General features: G+C 71.8%; 13 protein-coding genes. All 13 read left to right on the plus strand.

Features of this window, described 5'->3' with window-relative positions:
• The first annotated feature begins 102 nt into the window (after positions 1 to 102).
• Positions 103 to 921 (plus strand): TIGR03084 family metal-binding protein, encoded by an 819-nt coding sequence (locus tag BKK80_RS07600; protein ID WP_071068806.1) that lies wholly within the window; start codon positions 103 to 105, stop codon positions 919 to 921.
• Positions 921 to 1847, plus strand: coding sequence for a phosphatidylglycerol lysyltransferase domain-containing protein (locus BKK80_RS07605; protein ID WP_071012006.1), 927 nt, complete (start codon positions 921 to 923; stop codon positions 1845 to 1847). The genes BKK80_RS07600 and BKK80_RS07605 overlap by 1 nt, the downstream gene beginning before the upstream one ends.
• A 230-nt stretch (positions 1848 to 2077) precedes the next feature.
• A complete protein-coding gene (locus tag BKK80_RS07610) occupies positions 2078 to 3709 on the plus strand; it encodes an acyl-CoA carboxylase subunit beta (protein WP_071012007.1) in 1632 nt (543 codons plus the stop codon).
• A 65-nt stretch (positions 3710 to 3774) separates the two neighbouring features.
• Entirely contained in the window at positions 3775 to 4929 is a 1155-nt protein-coding gene (locus BKK80_RS07615) for an acyl-CoA dehydrogenase family protein (RefSeq protein WP_071012009.1), read from the plus strand.
• 681 nt (positions 4930 to 5610) lie between these two features.
• On the plus strand, positions 5611 to 7647 hold the full coding sequence (locus tag BKK80_RS07620; RefSeq protein WP_071068807.1) for an acetyl/propionyl/methylcrotonyl-CoA carboxylase subunit alpha: 2037 nt from the start codon (positions 5611 to 5613) through the stop codon (positions 7645 to 7647).
• A gap of 67 nt (positions 7648 to 7714) precedes the next feature.
• Entirely contained in the window at positions 7715 to 8494 is a 780-nt protein-coding gene (locus tag BKK80_RS07625; RefSeq protein WP_071012012.1) for an enoyl-CoA hydratase/isomerase family protein, read from the plus strand.
• Positions 8495 to 8561: 67 nt separating this feature from the next.
• Complete coding sequence (locus tag BKK80_RS07630) at positions 8562 to 9173, plus strand: methyltransferase domain-containing protein (RefSeq protein WP_071012014.1); 612 nt, start codon at positions 8562 to 8564, stop codon at positions 9171 to 9173.
• Positions 9174 to 9639: 466 nt separating this feature from the next.
• Positions 9640 to 10512: a branched-chain amino acid ABC transporter permease gene (locus BKK80_RS07635; RefSeq protein WP_071012016.1), complete on the plus strand. Its 873-nt coding sequence runs from the start codon at positions 9640 to 9642 to the stop codon at positions 10510 to 10512.
• A gap of 82 nt (positions 10513 to 10594) precedes the next feature.
• The gene (locus tag BKK80_RS07640) at positions 10595 to 11671 is read left to right on the plus strand and encodes a branched-chain amino acid ABC transporter permease (protein ID WP_071012017.1); all 1077 of its coding nucleotides are present in this window, start codon (positions 10595 to 10597) and stop codon (positions 11669 to 11671) included.
• 12 nt (positions 11672 to 11683) lie between these two features.
• Complete coding sequence (locus BKK80_RS07645) at positions 11684 to 12520, plus strand: ABC transporter ATP-binding protein (RefSeq protein WP_071068808.1); 837 nt, start codon at positions 11684 to 11686, stop codon at positions 12518 to 12520.
• Complete coding sequence (locus BKK80_RS07650) at positions 12517 to 13335, plus strand: ABC transporter ATP-binding protein (RefSeq protein ID WP_071012020.1); 819 nt, start codon at positions 12517 to 12519, stop codon at positions 13333 to 13335. Before BKK80_RS07645 ends, BKK80_RS07650 begins: the two co-directional genes overlap by 4 nt.
• 25 nt (positions 13336 to 13360) lie before the next feature.
• Positions 13361 to 15235, plus strand: coding sequence for an AMP-dependent synthetase/ligase (locus BKK80_RS07655; RefSeq protein WP_071068809.1), 1875 nt, complete (start codon positions 13361 to 13363; stop codon positions 15233 to 15235).
• 52 nt (positions 15236 to 15287) lie between these two features.
• The gene (locus tag BKK80_RS07660; protein ID WP_084545511.1) at positions 15288 to 17570 is read left to right on the plus strand and encodes a 3-hydroxyacyl-CoA dehydrogenase NAD-binding domain-containing protein; all 2283 of its coding nucleotides are present in this window, start codon (positions 15288 to 15290) and stop codon (positions 17568 to 17570) included.
• Positions 17571 to 17624: the final 54 nt, after the last annotated feature.

The raw sequence follows: 17624 nt of genomic DNA on the forward strand, positions 1-17624 counted from the left end.
TGGCGGCCGCCCAGCCGGCCGCCAAGCCGGCCGTCTTAGTCCGGGGCGGGGCCGCAGCCGCCGGCCTTGCCTCTCTACCCGACGCCGTTTCCAGGAGTCCCCGTGAACGACAGTTGCCGTGACCTGCTCGACGAATACCAGGACCTTGCCGCGCTGGCGCAGACCCTCGGCGCGGAGGAGTGGGCCCGTGCCACCGACTTCCACGGCTGGAGCGCCTGGGACGAGATCGCCCACCTCTGCTTCTTCGACGAGGCCTCCCTGCTGGCCATCGGCGACGCCGATGCCTTCCAGCGCGAGGCGCTGGAGCTGGGCCGGCTGATGGCCGCGGGCGGACATATCAGCGCGGTCGCGCGCGAGCGCTACCGCGGCCTGGACGGCCCCGCGCTGCTGGCGCGCTGGCGCCAGCGCCACGAGGCGCTGGTGGCCGGGCTGGCCGCGCTGGATGCCAGGCACCGGCTGCCCTGGTACGGACCGCCGATGAGCGCGCGCTCCTTCGCCACCGCGCGCCTGATGGAAACCTGGGCGCACGGACAGGACATCTGGGACGCGCTGGGACGGCGCCGCCCGGCCAGCGCACGGCTGCGGCATATCGCCCATCTCGGCGTCGGCACCTTCGGCTGGACCTTCGTCAACCGCGGCCAGCCGGTGCCGGAACCGATGCCCTATGTCGAACTGGCCGCGCCGGACGGCGCCACCTGGCAGTGGGGCGAGCCGTCGGCGCGCCACTACGTGCGCGGCACGGCCGAGGATTTCTGCCTGCTGGTCACGCAGCGGCGCCACCTGGACGACACCGCGCTGGCCTATAGCGAGGGTGCCGCCACGCAGTGGCTGGCGCAGGCGCAGTGCTTCGCCGGCCCGCCCGCCGACGGCCCGGCGGTCGGCACGCGCGCGCGGCGCGTGGCGGCCGGCGGCGCCGGTTGATGCCGGCCGCCGCGCAGCGCGCGCCGGCCGCGGCACAGGAGGCCGCGGCGGGGTGGGCGCCGGCCGGCGTGCCGCTCGTGTTGTCGCAGCGCGCCGCCATCGATGCCGCGCTGGCGCGCTGCGTGCCGGAGCAGGACCAGCACTGCCTGTCCGACGCGGCCTTCTCCAACCTCTACCTGTTCCGCCGCCCGCACGCCTACCGCTTCCACGACGGCGCCTTCCCCTACGTTTCCGGCCTGACCTATGACGGCAGCGCGCACGCGTTGCCGCTGTTCGCGCCGGCGGAGGCGCCGCCCGCGGTACTGCAGGCGCTGTTGCGCGCGCACGGGCGCCTGTACCCGCTCTCCGGCGGCCAGCTCGCGCGTCTCGATCCGGTGCGCTTCGCCTGGCAGGCCGTGCGCGACGACGCCGACTACCTCTATCCGGCCGATCACTTCCGCCACTACCGCGGCACGCTGCTCGGCAAGAAGCGCAACCTGATGCGGCAACTGCTTTCCGCCCATGCGGTGACGGCGCGGCCCTACGTGCCGGCGCTGGCCGGCGCGGCCATGGCGGTGCAGGTGCAATGGCTGCGCGACAAGGGCAAGCTGGCCGGCGAGGCCGACGATGAGGCCTGTGCCGAGGCGCTACGGTTCGTCAACGCGCTCGGCCTGCAAGGCGTGCTCTTCGAGGCCGATGGCGAGCCGGCCGGCTTCGTGCTGGCGCAGCGCATCCGCCCCGGGGTCTACGTGATGCGCTTCGCCAAGGGACTCGACCGCTTCAAGGGCATCTACCAGTACATGTTCCACCACTTCTGCAGCGAAGCCGCGCCGGACGCGGCGTGGATCAATTTCGAGCAGGACATGGGGCTGGACAATTTCCGCCGCACCAAGCTCTCGTACCAGCCGGCCGCGCTGCTGCCCAAGTACCGCGTGACCCTGCGCTGAAGCGGGCATCGGGGGGCGTTTCAAGCGCGCTTGCGCCGCGTCCGAAACCACGTCCGTGTGGCGTCCCGCCGCGCTTGCAGGGAAATCAGCCAGTATGCGCAAGACGCCTCCGGGGTGCCGCCCGACAATGGCTGGCAGGCGGCGGCGAGGCAAGCGCGGCTCCCCTGGCGGCAGCACCGCGCGGGGCGCCGGCCCTGGCCGCCAAGGACTTCCCCACGGCGCCATTCCCCATGCCCCAGATCGAAACCCGAATCTCCCCGTCGAGCAGCGCCTTCCAGGCCAACCGCGAAGGCATGCTGGCCTTGCTGGCCCGTATCCAGGAGTACGAGCAGCGCGCGGTGCAGGCCTCGGCCGCCTCGCGTGAACGCTTCGCCCGGCGCGGCCAGCTGCTGCCGCGCGAGCGGCTGGCGCTGCTGCTCGACCCGGGCGCGCCCTTCCTCGAACTGAGCACGCTGGCCGGGCTAGGCCTCGACCATGCGGACCTCGACAAGAGCGTGCCGGGCGGCGGCCTGATCGCCGGCATCGGCTTCGTCAGCGGCGTGCGCTGCATGGTCAGCGTGTCGGATGCCGGCATCGACGCCGGCGCATTGCAGCCCAAGGGGCTGGACAAGCAGCTGCGCGTGCAGGAACTCGCGCTGGAGAACCGCCTGCCCTATGTGCAGCTGGTGGAAAGCGCGGGCGCCAACCTGATGCGCTACCGCGTGGAGGACTTCGTGCGTGGCGGCCAGCTGTTCCGCAACCTGGCGCGCCTGTCCGCGGCCGGACTGCCGGTGGTGACGGTCACCCATGGCTCGTCCACCGCCGGCGGCGCCTACCAGACCGGCCTGTCGGACTACATCATCCTGGTGCGCGGCCGCTCGCGCGCCTTCCTGGCCGGCCCGCCGCTGCTGATGGCCGCCACCGGCGAGGTGGCGACCGAGGAGGAGCTGGGCGGTGCCGAGATGCACACCAGCATCTCGGGCCTGGGCGACTACCTGGCCGAGGACGACCGCGACGCGCTGCGCATGGCGCGCGAGATCCTGGCCAAGATCGACTGGCAGCGCGGCGTGCCCGGCTTCGGCGAAGCGGCGCCGCGCGCCTTCAAGCCGCCGCGCTTCGATGCGGAGGAACTGCTCGGCATCATGCCGCTGGACCACAAGCGCCCGGTCGACATGAAGGAGGTGATCGCCCGCATCGTCGACGATTCCGACTTCCTCGAGTTCGGCGAGAACTACGGCTCGGCTACCGTGTGCGGCAACGCCCGCATCGAGGGCTGGCCGGTGGGCATCATCACCAACAACGGGCCGATCGATCCGGCCGGTGCGACCAAGGCCACCCACTTCATCCAGGCCTGCTGCCAGGCGCGCACGCCCATCCTCTACCTGAACAACACCACCGGCTTCATGGTGGGGCGCAGTGTGGAGGAGGGGGGCATCATCAAGCACGGCTCCAAGATGATCCAGGCCGTCAGCAATGCCACCGTGCCCCAGATCACGCTGTACTGCGGCGCCTCCTTCGGTGCCGGCAACTACGGCATGTGCGGGCGGGGCTTCGCGCCGCGCTTCTGCTTCTCCTGGCCCAACGCCAAGACCGCGGTGATGGGCGGCGAGCAGGCCGCGCGCACCATGGCCATCGTGGCCGAGGCCGGCATGAAGCGCAAAGGCGGCGAGGCCGACGCGGCCCAGCTCGAAGCGCTGCAGCAACGCATCATCGAGCGCTTCGACAGCCAGATGAGTGTCTTCGTCACCAGTGCACACGTGCTCGACGACGGCGTGATCGATCCGCGCCAGACGCGCAGCGTGCTGGCCAACGTGCTGGCGGTGTGCCGCGATGCGCAGGCGGCGCAGCCGCAAGCCATGCAGTTTTCCGTGGCGCGGCCCTGATCCGGCCAGGATTCCGGCCGCCCGACCGCTTCCTCCTTTCCCCCATTCCATCCGGAGAGCAACCCATGCAGTTGACCCCCGAGCACGAGGCGCTGCGCGCCACCATCAAGCGCTTTATCGCCGAGCAGATCAACCCGCACGTCGATGCCTGGGAAGAGGCGGAAACCTTCCCGGCCCACGAGGTCTTCCGCAAGATGGGCGCGCTGGGCCTGCTCGGCCTGTCCAAGCCCGAGGAGAACGGCGGCGCCGGCCTCGACTACTCCTACAGCGCCGTGCTGGCCGAGAGCCTGGCCGACATCAATTGCGGCGGCGTGCCGATGGCGATCGGCGTGCAGACCGACATGGCCACACCGGCGCTGGCGCACCGCGGCAGCGAGGAGGTGCGGCGCACCTTCCTCGAGCCGGCCATCCGCGGCGAGTATGTCGCCTGCCTGGGCGTGTCGGAGGTCGGCAGCGGCTCCGACGTGGCCTCGGTCCGCACCACCGCGCGCCGCGACGGCGACGACTACGTGATCAACGGCGGCAAGATGTGGACCACCAATGGCACCCAGGCCGATTTCTGCTGCGTGCTGGCCAATACCTCGGAGGGCGCGCCCCACCGCAACAAGAGCCTGATCGTGGTGCCGATGGAGACGCGCGGCGTGTCGGTGGCCAAGAAGCTGCGCAAGATCGGCATGGACGCCTCCGACACGGCCCAGCTCTTCTTCGACGACGTGCGCGTGCCGGCGCGCTGGCGCATCGGCGAGGAAGGCATGGGCTTCACCTACCAGATGGAGCAGTTCCAGGTGGAGCGGCTGTGGGGCGCGCTCAATACGCGCGCGGTCTGCCAGAAGGCGATCGACCTGACCATCGAGTACACGCGCGAGCGCAGCGTGTTCGGGCGCCCGTTGCTGGACAACCAGTGGGTGCACTTCACGCTGGCCGAGCTGCAGACGGAGGTGGAGGCGCTGCGCGCGCTGTGCTGGCACGCGGTGGAGGTCATGGTGGGCGGCGAAGATGCCACCCGCCTGGCCACCATGGCCAAGCTCAAGGCCGGCCGCCTGGTGCGCGAGACCGCCGACCGCTGCCTGCAGTTCTGGGGCGGCATGGGTTATGTGATGGAGAGCCCGATCTCGCGCATCTATCGCGACGGGCGGCTGACCTCGATCGGAGGTGGCGCCGACGAGGTCATGCTGCAGATCCTGTGCAAGTTCATGGGGACGTTTCCGGTGGGGCGGTAGAGACCGGTATGGCGAAAAGGGGACCGAGGTGGCCGCACGTTTTCCGCGCTTGCCTGGAGGGCGTTGGCCATTGAACCCAACGACCATACGACATCCCCGCTGCGCGGGGCTGCCGGTCACTTTTCTTTGCGTTCTGCAAAGAAAAGTAACCCAAAGAAAGCAGACCCTGCCGGGGGCAGGGCAACAAGGCTTTCCGGCGGCATCTCCAGCTGCGGTGGGCGCGCCGCTTCCGCAGGCCGCTGCCGCGTCCGAGACCGGCGTGGCAGGTGCCTGCCAGCGCCGGGAGCAGGGATCGCGGTCCCCTGATGGCGAGTCGCCGAGGTCGTTCTACCCTCCTGCCGCTACCGAGGCTGGCGGCCACTTCCTGTCCGGCGTGGCCGGTTGCGTGGTGGGGGCGCTGGCACGGTCCGCGCGCGTGCGCTGGCCGGTCCGATGGCTTGCCGCCCGCCTGCCGTCCGCCACCGGTGCCACTGGTTTTCTCCCCTCTCCCGCATGCGGGAGAGGGGCGGGGGAGGGGGCCGGCGCTCGCCATCGCGATCCGGCCACTTGCCCGGCCGCGGAAAGGGCAAGCGCGAAGCAGGCAGAGGCAGGCAGATGGCACCTTGTATCCCGTCCGCGGCGCCGACCACCCCGCAGGAAGTCCGCATCCAATCAAGACACGCAGCAAGAACACTCCACACCATGACCCAGTCCACCCCTTTCCACAAGATCCTGATCGCCAACCGCGGCGAGATCGCCTTGCGCGTGATGCGCAGCGCCGCTGCGCTGGGCTACCGCACGGTGGCGGTCTATTCGAGCGCCGACGCCGGCGCGCGCCATGTGCTGGAGGCCGACCAGGCGGTCTGCATCGGCGAAGCGCTGCCGGCGCAGTCCTACCTGCGCAGCGAGGCCATCATCGAGGCGGCGCGCCGCAGCGGCGCCGACGCGGTCCACCCAGGCTACGGCTTCCTGGCCGAGAACGCCGACTTCGCGCGCGCCTGCCGCGCGGCCGGGCTGGTCTTCATCGGCCCCTCGCCGGAGGCCATCGATGCCATGGGCAACAAGGCCGGCGCCAAGCGCCTGATGCGGGACGCCGACGTGCCCTGCATCCCTGGCTACCAGGGCGAGGACCAGAGCGACGAACGCATGGCGGCCGAGGCCGCGCGCATCGGCTTTCCGGTCATGATCAAGGCCGCCGCCGGCGGCGGCGGGCGCGGCATGCGGCTGGTCGAGCGCCAGCCGGACTTCCTCGCGCTGCTGCACAGCGCGCGTTCGGAGGCGCAGGGTGCCTTCGGCAATCCCGAGGTGATCCTGGAGCGCGCCATCGTGGCGCCGCGCCATATCGAGATCCAGGTCTTCGCCGACCGGCACGGCAACGTGATCCATCTGGGTGAGCGCGATTGCTCGGTGCAGCGCCGCCACCAGAAGCTGATCGAAGAGGCGCCGTCGCCGGCGGTCGGGCCGGAACTGCGCGCGCGCATGGGCGCCACCGCCGTGGCGGCGGCGCGCGCGATCGGCTACGAGGGGGCTGGCACGCTGGAGTTCCTGCTGGATGCCGCCGGCAACTACTACTTCATGGAGATGAACACCCGGCTGCAGGTGGAGCACCCGGTGACCGAGGCCATCACCGGGCTCGACCTGGTGGCGCTGCAGCTGCGCGTGGCCGCGGGCGAGCCGCTGCCGCTGGCGCAGCAGGACGTGCGTTTCAGCGGCCATGCCATCGAGGTGCGGCTGTGTGCCGAGGATGCCGGCCAGGGCTTTCTGCCGCAGAGCGGCACCATGGTGCGCTGGCAGCCGGCGGCGGCGCTGCGCACCGAACACGCGCTGGCGCCGGGGGCCACGGTGTCGCCGTACTACGACTCCATGATCGCCAAGCTGGTGGCGCACGGCGCCAACCGCGAAGAGGCGCGCCGGCGCTTGCTGCACGGCCTGCAGGACACGGTGGCGCTGGGCGTCACCACCAACCAGGATTTCCTCGCGCGCTGCCTCGCGCATGGCGAGTTCGCCGCCGGCGGTGCCACCACGGCCTTCATCGAGCGCCACCAGGCGGCCCTGCTGCAGGCCGACGAGGCAGGGCGCGCGCGCGCCGCCGCGGTGGCGGCGCTGCTGCTGCACGAGACCGCCTCCGGCGCCGCGCGCGCGGCCAGCCTGCTGGCGCACCGGTTGCCGATCGGCCTGCGCTTCGACATCGACGGCGAAGCCTGCGAATGCGCGCTGCGCTGCCTGGGCGGGCCGCGCTTCGAGGCCGAGGTCCGCCTGGGCGAGGCCACCGAGGCGCGCCGTTTGGCCCTCGAAACCGTGGCGCTGGGCGAAGGCCGGGCGCGCCTGCAGTGCGATGGGGTGGCCGGCAGCGTGGTGTTCGCGCGCGACGGCGAGGCCTTGCTGATGCACCTGGACGGGCGTCCCTGCCGTGTCGAGGACCGCAGCCGCGCGGCCGCTGTGCGTGCCGCCGCCGCGGGTGGCGACGGCAGGCTGCTGGCGTCGATGAACGGCCGCGTGGTCAGCGTGATGGTGGCGGTCGGCGACCGCGTCGAGGCCGGGCAGCCGATGGTCACGCTGGAGGCGATGAAGATGGAGCATATCCATGTGGCGCCGGTGACGGGGCGGGTGGCCGCCTTGCACGTGATCGCGGGCGACCAGGCGGCGGCGCGCCGGCTGATCGCCGAGGTCCTGCCCGAGGCCGCAGAGGCTGGCGAGGCTGCCGAGGCTGCCGAGGCTGCCGAGGCCCGCGCGGCCTGAGCCGTGTCTTCCACCTTCCGACAACTTCCGACATCTTCCGACCATTCCTCGCAGGAGAACCGCTGCCATGAGCGACCACGACATCGTGCTGCACGAGAAGCGCGGCCACGCCTTCTGGATCACCATCAACCGGCCCGACAAGCGCAATGCGCTGAACGCCGACGTCATCGCCGGCATCCGCGACGGCTATCGCCGCGCGCATGCCGATCCCGGCGTGCGCGCCATCGTGCTGACCGGGGCCGGCGACAAGGCCTTCTGCGCCGGTGCCGACCTGCAGCCCGGCAAGGGCTTCGCCTTCGACCTGGCGCGGCCCAATCTCGACTATGCCGACATGCTGCGCGAAGCGCAGCAGGCCACGCTGCCCACCATCGCCCGCGTCAACGGCGCCTGCATGGCCGGCGGCATGGGGCTGCTGTGCATGACCGACATGGCGGTGGCCGACGAGCGCGCCGTGTTCGGCCTGCCCGAGGTCAAGGTCGGCGTCTTCCCGATGCAGGTGCTGAGCCTGCTGCAGGGACTGGCACCGCCGCGCCTGGTGCGCGAATGGTGCATCGGCGGCGAGCCTTTCGGCGCCGCCGAGGCCCAGGCGGCAGGCCTGCTCAATCATGTGGCGCCGGCCGGCGCGCTGGACGGTAAAATCGACTGGCTGGTGGCGCGCCTGGTCGACAAGTCGCCGACCGCGATCCGGCGCGGCAAGTACGCCATGCGGGCCATGGCGGCGATGTCCTTCGACGAAGGCATCGCCTACACCGAGAGCCAGATCGCGCTGCTTGCCATGACCGAGGATGCAAGAGAGGGCATGGCGGCGTTCAACGAGAAGCGCAAGCCGGTCTGGACCGGACGCTGAGCGCCGGCCGCGGATCGCCGGCAATCGCCGGAGGCGCGCCGCCAGCCAGACACGGAGACCTATGACAATGGCTGGACCTTCCATCGATTTCTGGCAAGACAAGTTCGACAGCGGGCAGACGCCCTGGGACCGCGGCGCGCCCGGCCCGCAATTGCAGGCCTGGATCGCCGATGGCACCCTGGCACGGGGCACCGAGGTGCTGGTGCCCGGCTGCGGCAGCGGCTGGGACGTCGCCGAGCTGGCCGCGGCGGGCCTGCGCGTGACCGGTATCGACTACACACCCGCGGCGCTCGAGCGCACGCGGGCGCGGCTGCAGGCACAGGGCCTGTCGGCACGCCTGGAGCAGGCCGACGTGCTGGCCTGGTCGCCGGGCGCGCCGGTCGAGGCCATCTATGAGCAGACCTGCCTGTGCGCCTTGCATCCGGACCACTGGGTGCGCTACGGCGAGCAGCTGCATGCCTGGCTGAAGCCGGGCGGGCTGCTGCTGGCCATGTTCATGCAGGCGCGCCGGCCCGGTGCCGACGAAGGGCGGGTCGAAGGGCCTCCCTACCACTGCGATATCAACGGCATGCGGGCGCTGTTCCCATCGGAGCGCTGGGACTGGCCGAAGCCGCCCTATGCGGCGGTGCGGCATCCGGGCGGCGCGTTCGAACTGGCGGTGGTGCTGCGGCGGCGCTAGGGGCGCGGGCGGACGGCGGGGCTGCATGGTGCGAAGCCCTTCACGCCGAACGAAGCCGAAACGAGATGCGCCAACACCAAGCGCCAAGCACGAGGTCTTGGCTCCCTCTCCCCGCACGGGGAGAGGGCGGGGGAGAGGGGTGGTTTAGCAAGGCGCCACGCTCAAGCGAAGCCAACGGTGTGGTGCAGCGCGCAAGCGCAGAGACGAAGCCAACGGTGTGATCCAGCCCGCAAGCACAGAAACGAAGCCAACCGCGTGACCCCGCACGCCATCGCCAGAACGAAGCCCGCGCTGGTAGAAACCCCATCCCGGATAACCCCCGGCCCGGCCTCCCATAGCCACTAGACACAAGAGCCTCCCGGCGAAATTCGCTAAGGTGGCCGCGTGACCGCCACCGGCCGGGCGCTTCGGCGCGGCCGGCGCAGGCGGCGCGGCGGGCGGCCTGGTGCCGCATGGGGAGACGGGCTTGGCGTGGCTGCAACTGACTCTCTCGGGTATCGCGCTGGGCTGCATCTACGCGCTGATCGCCCTCGGCTTCGTGATGATCTACAAGGCGACCGAGACGGTGAACTTCGCCCAGGGCGAGTTCATGATGCTGGGCGCCTTCGCCGCGCTGCTGCTGACGGCGCTGGGCCTGCCGTTCTGGGCGGCGGCGCTGCTGGCGGTGGCGGGCATGGCGGGCTTCGGCGCGCTGGTGGAGCGGCTGGCGGTGCGGCCCATCCTCGGCCAGCCGCAGTTCACCGTGGTGATGCTGACCATCGGCATGGGCTACGTGATGCGCGGCGCGGTCACCATGGTGCCGGGTTTCGGCGCCGAGACGCATGCGCTGGCGGTGCCGTACGCCGGCAAGGTGATCGCGGCGGGCGGCCTGGTGCTGAGCGCCGAGCAGGTGGCGGTGATCGGCGCCACCGCGCTGCTGTGCGCCCTGCTCTATGCGGGCTTCCGCTTCAGCAAGGCGGGAATCGCCATGCAGGCCAGTTCGCAGAACCAGCTCGCCGCCTACTACATGGGCATCCCGGTGCGCCGGCTGAACGGCCTGGTGTGGGGGCTGTCGGCGGCGGTGGCGGCGCTGGCCGGGCTGCTGCTGGCGCCGATCACCTTCGTCCACGCCAATATGGGGCTGCTCGGCCTCAAGGCCTTTCCGGCCGCGGTGGTGGGGGGCTTCGGCAGCCTGCCGGGGGCCGTGGTGGGCGGGCTGGTGATCGGCCTGGTGGAGTCCTTCGCCGGCTTCTACCTGCCGGAGGGGTTCAAGGACGTGGCCGCCTACGTGGTGGTGCTGCTGATGCTGGCGATCCGGCCCAACGGCCTGTTCGGCGGCAACGAGCGCAAGCGGGTCTAGCCGCCGGGCACGGCGCCCGGCGGTCTTCAAAGTCATCGGAAGTCATCGGAAGTCATCGAAGTTCATCGACGGAGGAGGGACGATGCGGTTCCTGCTGAAGACGGACTACCGCCAGGACCTGCGCCTGGCGGCGCGGCCGCGCCAGGGGCTCTGGTATGGCCTGTTGCTGGTGCTGGCCCTGCTGGCGCCGGCCTGGGCCAGTGCCTACTGGGTGACCCAGCTCGGCTTCGTGCTGGTCTATGCCATCGCCGGCCTCGGGCTGATGCTGCTGGCGGGCTATGCCGGCCTGATCTCGATCGGCCACGCGGCCTTTCTCGGCATCGGCGCCTATGCCCAGGCCTGGCTGGTGGCGCACGGCTGGCCCTTCCCGCTGGCGCTGGCCGCGGCGGCGCTGCTGTCCGGCCTGGCCGGCGTGGTGGTGGGGCTGCCGGCGCTGCGCGTGCGCGGCATCTACCTGGCCATCGCCACGCTGGCGTTCGGCTTCATCGTGGAGGAGGTGCTGGCGCGCTGGGAGAGCGTGACCGGAGGCAATGCCGGCATGCCGGTGCAGCCGCCGACGCTGGCCGGCGTGAGCGTAGCCGGCCCGGCCGGCTTCTACTACCTCGCGCTGGCGGTCTGCGTGCTGGTCACGCTGGGCCTGCTCAACCTGTTGCGCAGCCCGACCGGGCGTGCCTTCATCGCGGTGCGCGATTCGGAGATCTCGGCGCAGAGCATGGGCATCCAGCTGGCGCGCTACAAGACGCTGGCCTTCGCCTTGTCGGCGGCCATCGTCGGCATTGCCGGCGGGCTCTATGCGCACCTGCTGAACTTCATCTCGCCGGAGCAGTTCGGCATCGGCCAGTCGATCGACCTGCTGCTGCTGGTGGTGGTGGGCGGGCTGGGCTCGGTGCACGGTGCCTTCTTCGGCGCGCTGTTCCTGATCATGATGCCGCAGGGCATCGCGCTGGCCAAGGACTGGCTGCCGCCGGCGATCGGCCAGGCCAGCGGCCTGCAGGCGGTGGTCTACGGCGTGGTGCTGATGGGCTTCGTGCTGTTCGAGCCGATGGGCCTGTACGGGCGCTGGCTCAAGATCCGCACCTACCTGGAGTTGTTCCCCTTCTACCGCCAGGGCATGTTCCGGCGCCAGAAGGCCTTCCAGAAATCCGAGCGGCTGCGCTGAAGGAGGGCGGCGATGACTTCGAAAGGATTCGATGCGGCAGGCGGACCCGGCGGCGATACCGGCCTGCTGTCGGTGCGCGACCTGTCGGTGCGCTTCGGCGGCGTGCTGGCGGTGGACCACGTCAGTTTCGACGTAGCGGCCGGCGAAGTGCTGACGCTGATCGGCCCCAACGGCGCTGGCAAGACCACCGTGTTCAACCTGATCAGCCGGCTGGTGGCGCCGAGCGGCGGCAGCATCCGCTGGCAGGGGCGCGAGCTGACGGCACTGCCCGCGCACGCGATCGCCGCGCTGGGCATCGCCCGCACCTTCCAGAACATCGAGCTGTTCGAGCATGCCTCGGTGCTGCAGAACCTGCTGATCGGCTTCCATGTCCACCGCCGCACCGGCTTCTGGGCCGACCTGCTGCACACCCCGTCGGCGCGGCGCGGCGAACTCGCCGCGCGGCGCAAGGCCGAGGAAGTGATGGACCTGCTGCGCCTGCAGCCGCACCGCGACGCGCTGGTGGCGGGCCTGCCCTACGGTGTGCGCAAGGTGGTCGAGCTGGCGCGCGCGTTGTGCACGGGGCCGCGCCTGCTGCTGCTCGACGAGCCCTCGTCCGGCCTCAATGTCGAGGAGACCGAGGACATGTCGTGGTGGATCCGCGATATCCGCAGCGAGCTCGGCGTGACGGTGCTGATGGTGGAGCACGACATGAGCCTGGTCTCGCGCGTGTCCGACCGCGTGCTGGCGATCAACCAGGGGCGCGTGCTGGCGCAGGGCACGCCGCGCGAAGTGCAGGCGCATCCCGGCGTGGCCGAGGCCTATCTCGGCGCGATCGACGACGTGGCTTCGTTGCGGAGGGCGGCATGAGCACCGTGGCCGGGATCCATGCCTTCGCCACCGCGCCGGACCATGGCGCGGCACTGCTCGCGCTGGCCAACCTGGAGAGCGCCTACGGCCCGGTCAAGGCCATCCGCGGCGTCAGCCTGGCGGTGCGGCGCGGCAGCATCGCCACCGTGCTGGGCGCCAACGGCGCCGGCAAGAGCACCATTCTCAAGACCATTTCGGGCGTGCTCGACCCCACCTGCGGGTCCGTCCGCTTCCGCGGCGAGGACATCACCGGGCACGATCCGGCGCGCATCGTGCGGCGCGGGCTGTGCCACGTGCCGGAGGGTCGCGAGGTATTCCCGCTGCTGTCGGTGCGCGACAACCTGATGATGGGGGCCTACACGCGGCACGACCGCGACGGCGTGGCGCGCGACCTGGAAACGGTGTACGGCTACTTCCCCATCCTGCGCGAGCGTGCCGGCCAGCATGCCGGCCTGCTGTCCGGCGGCCAGCAGCAGATGCTGGCGATCTCGCGCGCGCTGATGGGGGCGCCCGAGCTGGTGCTGCTCGACGAACCCAGCCTGGGCCTGTCGCCCAAGCTGACGCGCGAGATCTTCGAGATCGTGGTGCGCATCAACCGCGAGCGCGGCACCACCATCCTGCTGGTCGAGCAGAACGCCAACATGGCGCTGAACGTGGCCGACTACGGCTACGTGCTGGAGACCGGCCGCATCGTGGCCGAGGACAGCTGCGCCGCGCTGCGCGAGAAGGACGATATCAAGGAGTTCTACCTGGGCATGAAGGACGCCGGCGTGCGCGGCGAACGGCGCTGGAAACGGCGCAAGACCTGGCGCTGAGCGGCGCGCAAGGAGACGGCTGACGATGCAGAGCGAGTCCCACCAGTACCGGCCCGGCAGCGGGTCCCGCGGCGAGCCGCTGTCCGAGCGGGCCTTCGATACCGTGCCGCGCCTGTTCTGGCACGCGGTGCGCGTGCGCGGCGACGCGGTGATGATGCGGCAGAAGGATTTCGGCGTATGGCGTGCCTATGGCTGGCGCGAGGTCGGCGAGATCGTCGCCGACGTGGCCGCCGGGCTGGCGGCGCTCGGGCTGCGCCCGGGCGAGGTGGTCTCGGTGCTGTCCAACACCCAGCGCGAATGGGTCTGGACCGACCTCGGCGCGCAGAGCGCGGGCGCGGTGGTCAGCGGCATCTATCCGACCGACGCGCCGGCCCAGGTCGAGTACCTGTGCGCCGACTCGGGCACCGCCTTCCTCTTCGTCGAGAACGAGGAGCAGCTCGACAAGTACCTGGAGGTGCGCGCGCGCCTGCCGCGCGTGCGCAAGGTGGTGGTCTACGACATGGAAGGGCTGGCGGCGCTGGACGATCCCGCCATCCTCGCCTTCGACGCGCTGCTGGCGCAGGGGCGGGCGCTGCGCGCGGCGCAGCCCGGCCTGGTGGAGGAACGGCTGGGGGCGGCCGGGCCGGACGACGTGGCGGTGCTGGTCTATACCTCGGGTACCACCGGCCGTCCCAAGGGCGCGATGCTGTCGCATCGCAACATCCTGCGCAGCTGCCTGACCCTGCGCGACTTCCTGCCGGCCGCGCCGCTCGGCGAGCGCATGTGCTTCCTGCCGCTGTGCCACGTGGCCGAGCGCATCTTCGGCGAGTACCACGCGATCCTGCTGGGTGCCGTGATGAACTTCGCCGAGAGCCCGGACACGGTGTTCGACAACCTGCGCGAGATCCAGCCCGACGTCTTCATGGCGGTGCCGCGCGTGTGGGAGAAGCTCTATTCCTCGGTGGTGATCGCCTTGCGCGAGGCCACGCCGCTGCAGCGGCGCGCCTACGCGCTGGCCCTGCGCGCCGGGCAGGCGCGCGCGGCCTGTATCGAGGCCGGACGGGCGCTGCCGGCGCGCACGCGCGCGGCGGCCTGGCTGGCCGATGCGCTGGTGCTGGGCAATGTGCGGTGCATGATGGGCCTCGACCGCACCCGCATGGCCGTCACCGGCGCGGCGCCGATCTCGCCCGACCTGATCCGCTGGTTCATGGCGCTGGGCATCGTCGTTCACGAGTTGTGGGGCATGACCGAGATCACCGGGGCGGCCACCTGCAACCCGCCCGGGCGCATGCGGCCGGGCAGCATCGGCGTGGCGCTGCCGCACACCGAGGTGCGGGTGTCGGAAGAGGGCGAGCTGCTGGTGCGCGGTCCCCAGGTCTTCCTCGGCTACCTGAACCTGCCGGAGAAGACCGCCGAGACCATCGTCGACGGCTGGCTGCGCACCGGCGACGTGGGGCGGGTGGACGAGCAGGGCTACTTCTACATCACCGATCGCATGAAGGACCTGATCATCACCGCCGGCGGCAAGAACGTCACGCCGTCGGAGTGGGAGAACCAGCTCAAGTTCAGCCCCTACGTGACGGACGCCGTGGTGATCGGCGACCGCCGGCCCTTCCTGACCTGCCTGGTGATGATCGACCACGACAACGTCGAGCGCTGGGCGCAGGAGCACGGCGTGCAGTTCTCCGACTACCGCTCGCTGTGCCGCAGTGCCGAGGTGGTCGGCCTGATCGCGCAGGAGGTGGCGCGCGTCAACGGCCAGTTCGCGCGCGTCGAGCAGATCAAGGCCTTCCGCCTGATCGAGACCCGGCTGAGCGCAGAGGACGAGGAACTGACGCCGACCATGAAGCTCAAGCGCAAGCTGGTCAACCAGAAGTACGGCGAGATGATCGAATCGATGTACGAGGCCAAGGTTGCCTGAGCGGGCGGCGCGCATGGCTCGGGCGGCGCGGACGGCGGGAGGGAGGCGGGCAATGGAGAGCAGGGTGTCGGTGGGGCCGGCCGTGCCGCCGGCGGCGAGCGGCCGGGCGGGGCCGGGCGTGACGCTGTCGCGGCGGGGCGGCATCGGCCTGCTGTGCATCGACCACGCCCCGGTCAACGCGTTGTCGCCGGCAGTGGTGGCGGCGCTCGATGAGGCCGTGGCGGCCTTCGAGGGCGACGGCGGCCTGGACGCGCTGCTGGTCCACTGCGCCGGGCGCACCTTCGTCGCCGGCGGCGACATCGCTGCCTTCGACGCGCCGGACTTCGATGCCGCGCCTTTCAATCGCATCCTGGCGCGGCTCGAAGGCAGCCGGCGCCTGGTGCTGGCCGCCCTGCACGGCACCGCGCTGGGCGGCGGCCTGGAACTGGCACTGGCCTGCCACTACCGCATCGCGCTGGCGGACACGCGCGTCGGCCTGCCCGAGGTGCGCCTCGGCCTGCTGCCCGGCTCGCTGGGTTCGCAGCGGCTGCCGCGCGCCTGCGGGGCGGAGCTGGCGCTGGAATTGATGTTGAGTGGCCGCATGATCGGCGCGGAAGCGGCGCGCGCCGCGGGCATCGTCGACGCGGTGGCCGCGGCCGCGCCGGTGGCGGCAGGGCGAGCCGATGCCGCCGCGCAGGCGCTGGCGGCGGGGCTGGATTACCTGCGCACACTGATGGCGCGCGGCGCGCCGCCGCGCCGCTTGAGCGAGCGGCCGGTCGCGCTGGCGGGGCTGCCGGCCGGCTTCTTCGCCGCGGTGCGGGCGCGCGAGGCGGCCAGCTTCGCCCGCTATCCGGCGCGCGCGGCCATCGTGCGCGCGGTGGAGGCGGCGGCCACGCTGCCGTTCGCGCAGGGCGAGGCGGTGGAGGCGGAGCTGCTGCGCGCGTGCGTCGTGTCCCAGCCTTCGCGTGCGCTGCGCCATCTGTTCTTCGCCGAGCGGCGCGCCGCGCAGGTGCCGGGCCTGCCCGCCGGCCTGCCGCCGCGCCCGCTGCAGGCGGTGGGCGTGGTCGGCGGCGGGGCGATGGGCAGCGCGATCGCCGCCGCGCTGGCCGGCGTCGGCCTGCGCGTGGTGCTGGTGGAAGCGGATGGCGCGGCGCTGGCGGCCGGCCTGGCGTGCACGCAGGCGGCGGCCCGGCACGCGGCCGCGCGCGGCCGCCTGAGCCTGGCCCAGGCCGAGGCCGGCATCGCGCGGCTGGAGGGAGCGCTGGACCTGGCCGCGCTGGCCGGCTGCGACCTGGTGGTGGAGGCGGTCTACGAGGACATGGCGTTGAAGCAGCAGGTCTTCGCCCGGCTGGGCCGGGTGTGCCGCCCCGGCGCCATCCTGGCCTCGCATACCGCCACGCTCGACGTCGAGGTGCTGGCCGATGCCAGCGGGCGTCCTGCCGACGTGCTGGGCATGCACTTGTTCAGCCCGGCCGGCGCGATGCGGCTGCTGGAGGTGGTGCGGGCGGAGCGCACCGCGCCCGAGGTGCTGGCCACGGCGCTGGCGCTGGCGCGCCGGCTGGGCAAGGTGCCGGTGGTGTCGGGTGTGTGCTACGGCTTCATCGGCAACCGCATGGCCGAGGCCTATCTGCGCGAGACCGAGTTCCTGCTGCAGGAGGGTGTCAGCCCGCAGCGCATCGACGCCGTGGCGCAGGCGCACGGCATGGCGATGGGGCCCTGCCGCGCGCTCGACCTGGCGGGAGTGGATGTGGCCGCGCGCGCCGTCATCGAGTACGGCAAGGCGGGCGGCCTGCCACCCGACCCCGCCTACCGCGCCGTGGTGCGCCGTCTCTACGCGCTGGGCCGCCACGGACAGAAGTCGGGCGCGGGCCTTTACCGCTATGCGCCGGGCGAGCGCACGCCACGGCCCGATGCGGCGGTGGAGGCGATCTGCCGCGCGCTGGCGCGCGAGACCGGCGTGGCGCAGCGCGCCGGCATCGGCGAGCGCGAGATCGCCGAGCGGCTGTTCTATCCGCTGGTCAACGAGGCCGCGCGGCTGCTGGAGGAGGGCGTGGCGAGCCGGCCTGGCGACATCGACATGGTCTGGACCGCCGGCTACGGCTTCCCCGACTACCTCGGCGGCCCGGTCTGGCTGGCCGACCGCGTGGGGCTGGCGCGCATCGTGGCCGGGCTGGAGCGCTATGGCCGCGAGCGCGGCAACGCTTTCGACTACTGGGACGTGTCGCCGCTGCTGGCCTCGCTGGCGCGGCATGGCGGCAGGCTTTCCGACTGGAGCATGGCGGGCGCGGGCAGCGCGTCCGCGGCCGGGCCGTGGCCGCCCGGCGACGGGCAGGACGGCACGCCGCCGAAGCACTGAGCGCGGCGCCTGCCGGGGCCACCACGACAAGCAAGCCAACCGAAGGAGACAACC

Origin of the sequence: Cupriavidus malaysiensis (genome assembly GCF_001854325.1) — a bacterium.
GTDB classification, from domain to species: domain Bacteria; phylum Pseudomonadota; class Gammaproteobacteria; order Burkholderiales; family Burkholderiaceae; genus Cupriavidus; species Cupriavidus malaysiensis.

Excerpts from the sequence above, each read along its gene's own strand:
- BKK80_RS07605 (WP_071012006.1), top strand. The coding sequence starts at position 921 with ATGCCGGCCGCCGCGCAGCGCGCGCCGGCCGCGGCACAGGAGGCCGCG.
- BKK80_RS07610 (WP_071012007.1), top strand. The coding sequence starts at position 2,078 with ATGCCCCAGATCGAAACCCGAATCTCCCCGTCGAGCAGCGCCTTCCAG.
- BKK80_RS07615 (WP_071012009.1), top strand. The coding sequence starts at position 3,775 with ATGCAGTTGACCCCCGAGCACGAGGCGCTGCGCGCCACCATCAAGCGC.
- BKK80_RS07620 (WP_071068807.1), top strand. The coding sequence starts at position 5,611 with ATGACCCAGTCCACCCCTTTCCACAAGATCCTGATCGCCAACCGCGGC.
- BKK80_RS07625 (WP_071012012.1), top strand. The coding sequence starts at position 7,715 with ATGAGCGACCACGACATCGTGCTGCACGAGAAGCGCGGCCACGCCTTC.
- BKK80_RS07630 (WP_071012014.1), top strand. The coding sequence starts at position 8,562 with ATGGCTGGACCTTCCATCGATTTCTGGCAAGACAAGTTCGACAGCGGG.
- BKK80_RS07640 (WP_071012017.1), top strand. The coding sequence starts at position 10,595 with ATGCGGTTCCTGCTGAAGACGGACTACCGCCAGGACCTGCGCCTGGCG.
- BKK80_RS07645 (WP_071068808.1), top strand. The coding sequence starts at position 11,684 with ATGACTTCGAAAGGATTCGATGCGGCAGGCGGACCCGGCGGCGATACC.
- BKK80_RS07650 (WP_071012020.1), top strand. The coding sequence starts at position 12,517 with ATGAGCACCGTGGCCGGGATCCATGCCTTCGCCACCGCGCCGGACCAT.
- BKK80_RS07655 (WP_071068809.1), top strand. The coding sequence starts at position 13,361 with ATGCAGAGCGAGTCCCACCAGTACCGGCCCGGCAGCGGGTCCCGCGGC.
- BKK80_RS07660 (WP_084545511.1), top strand. The coding sequence starts at position 15,288 with ATGGAGAGCAGGGTGTCGGTGGGGCCGGCCGTGCCGCCGGCGGCGAGC.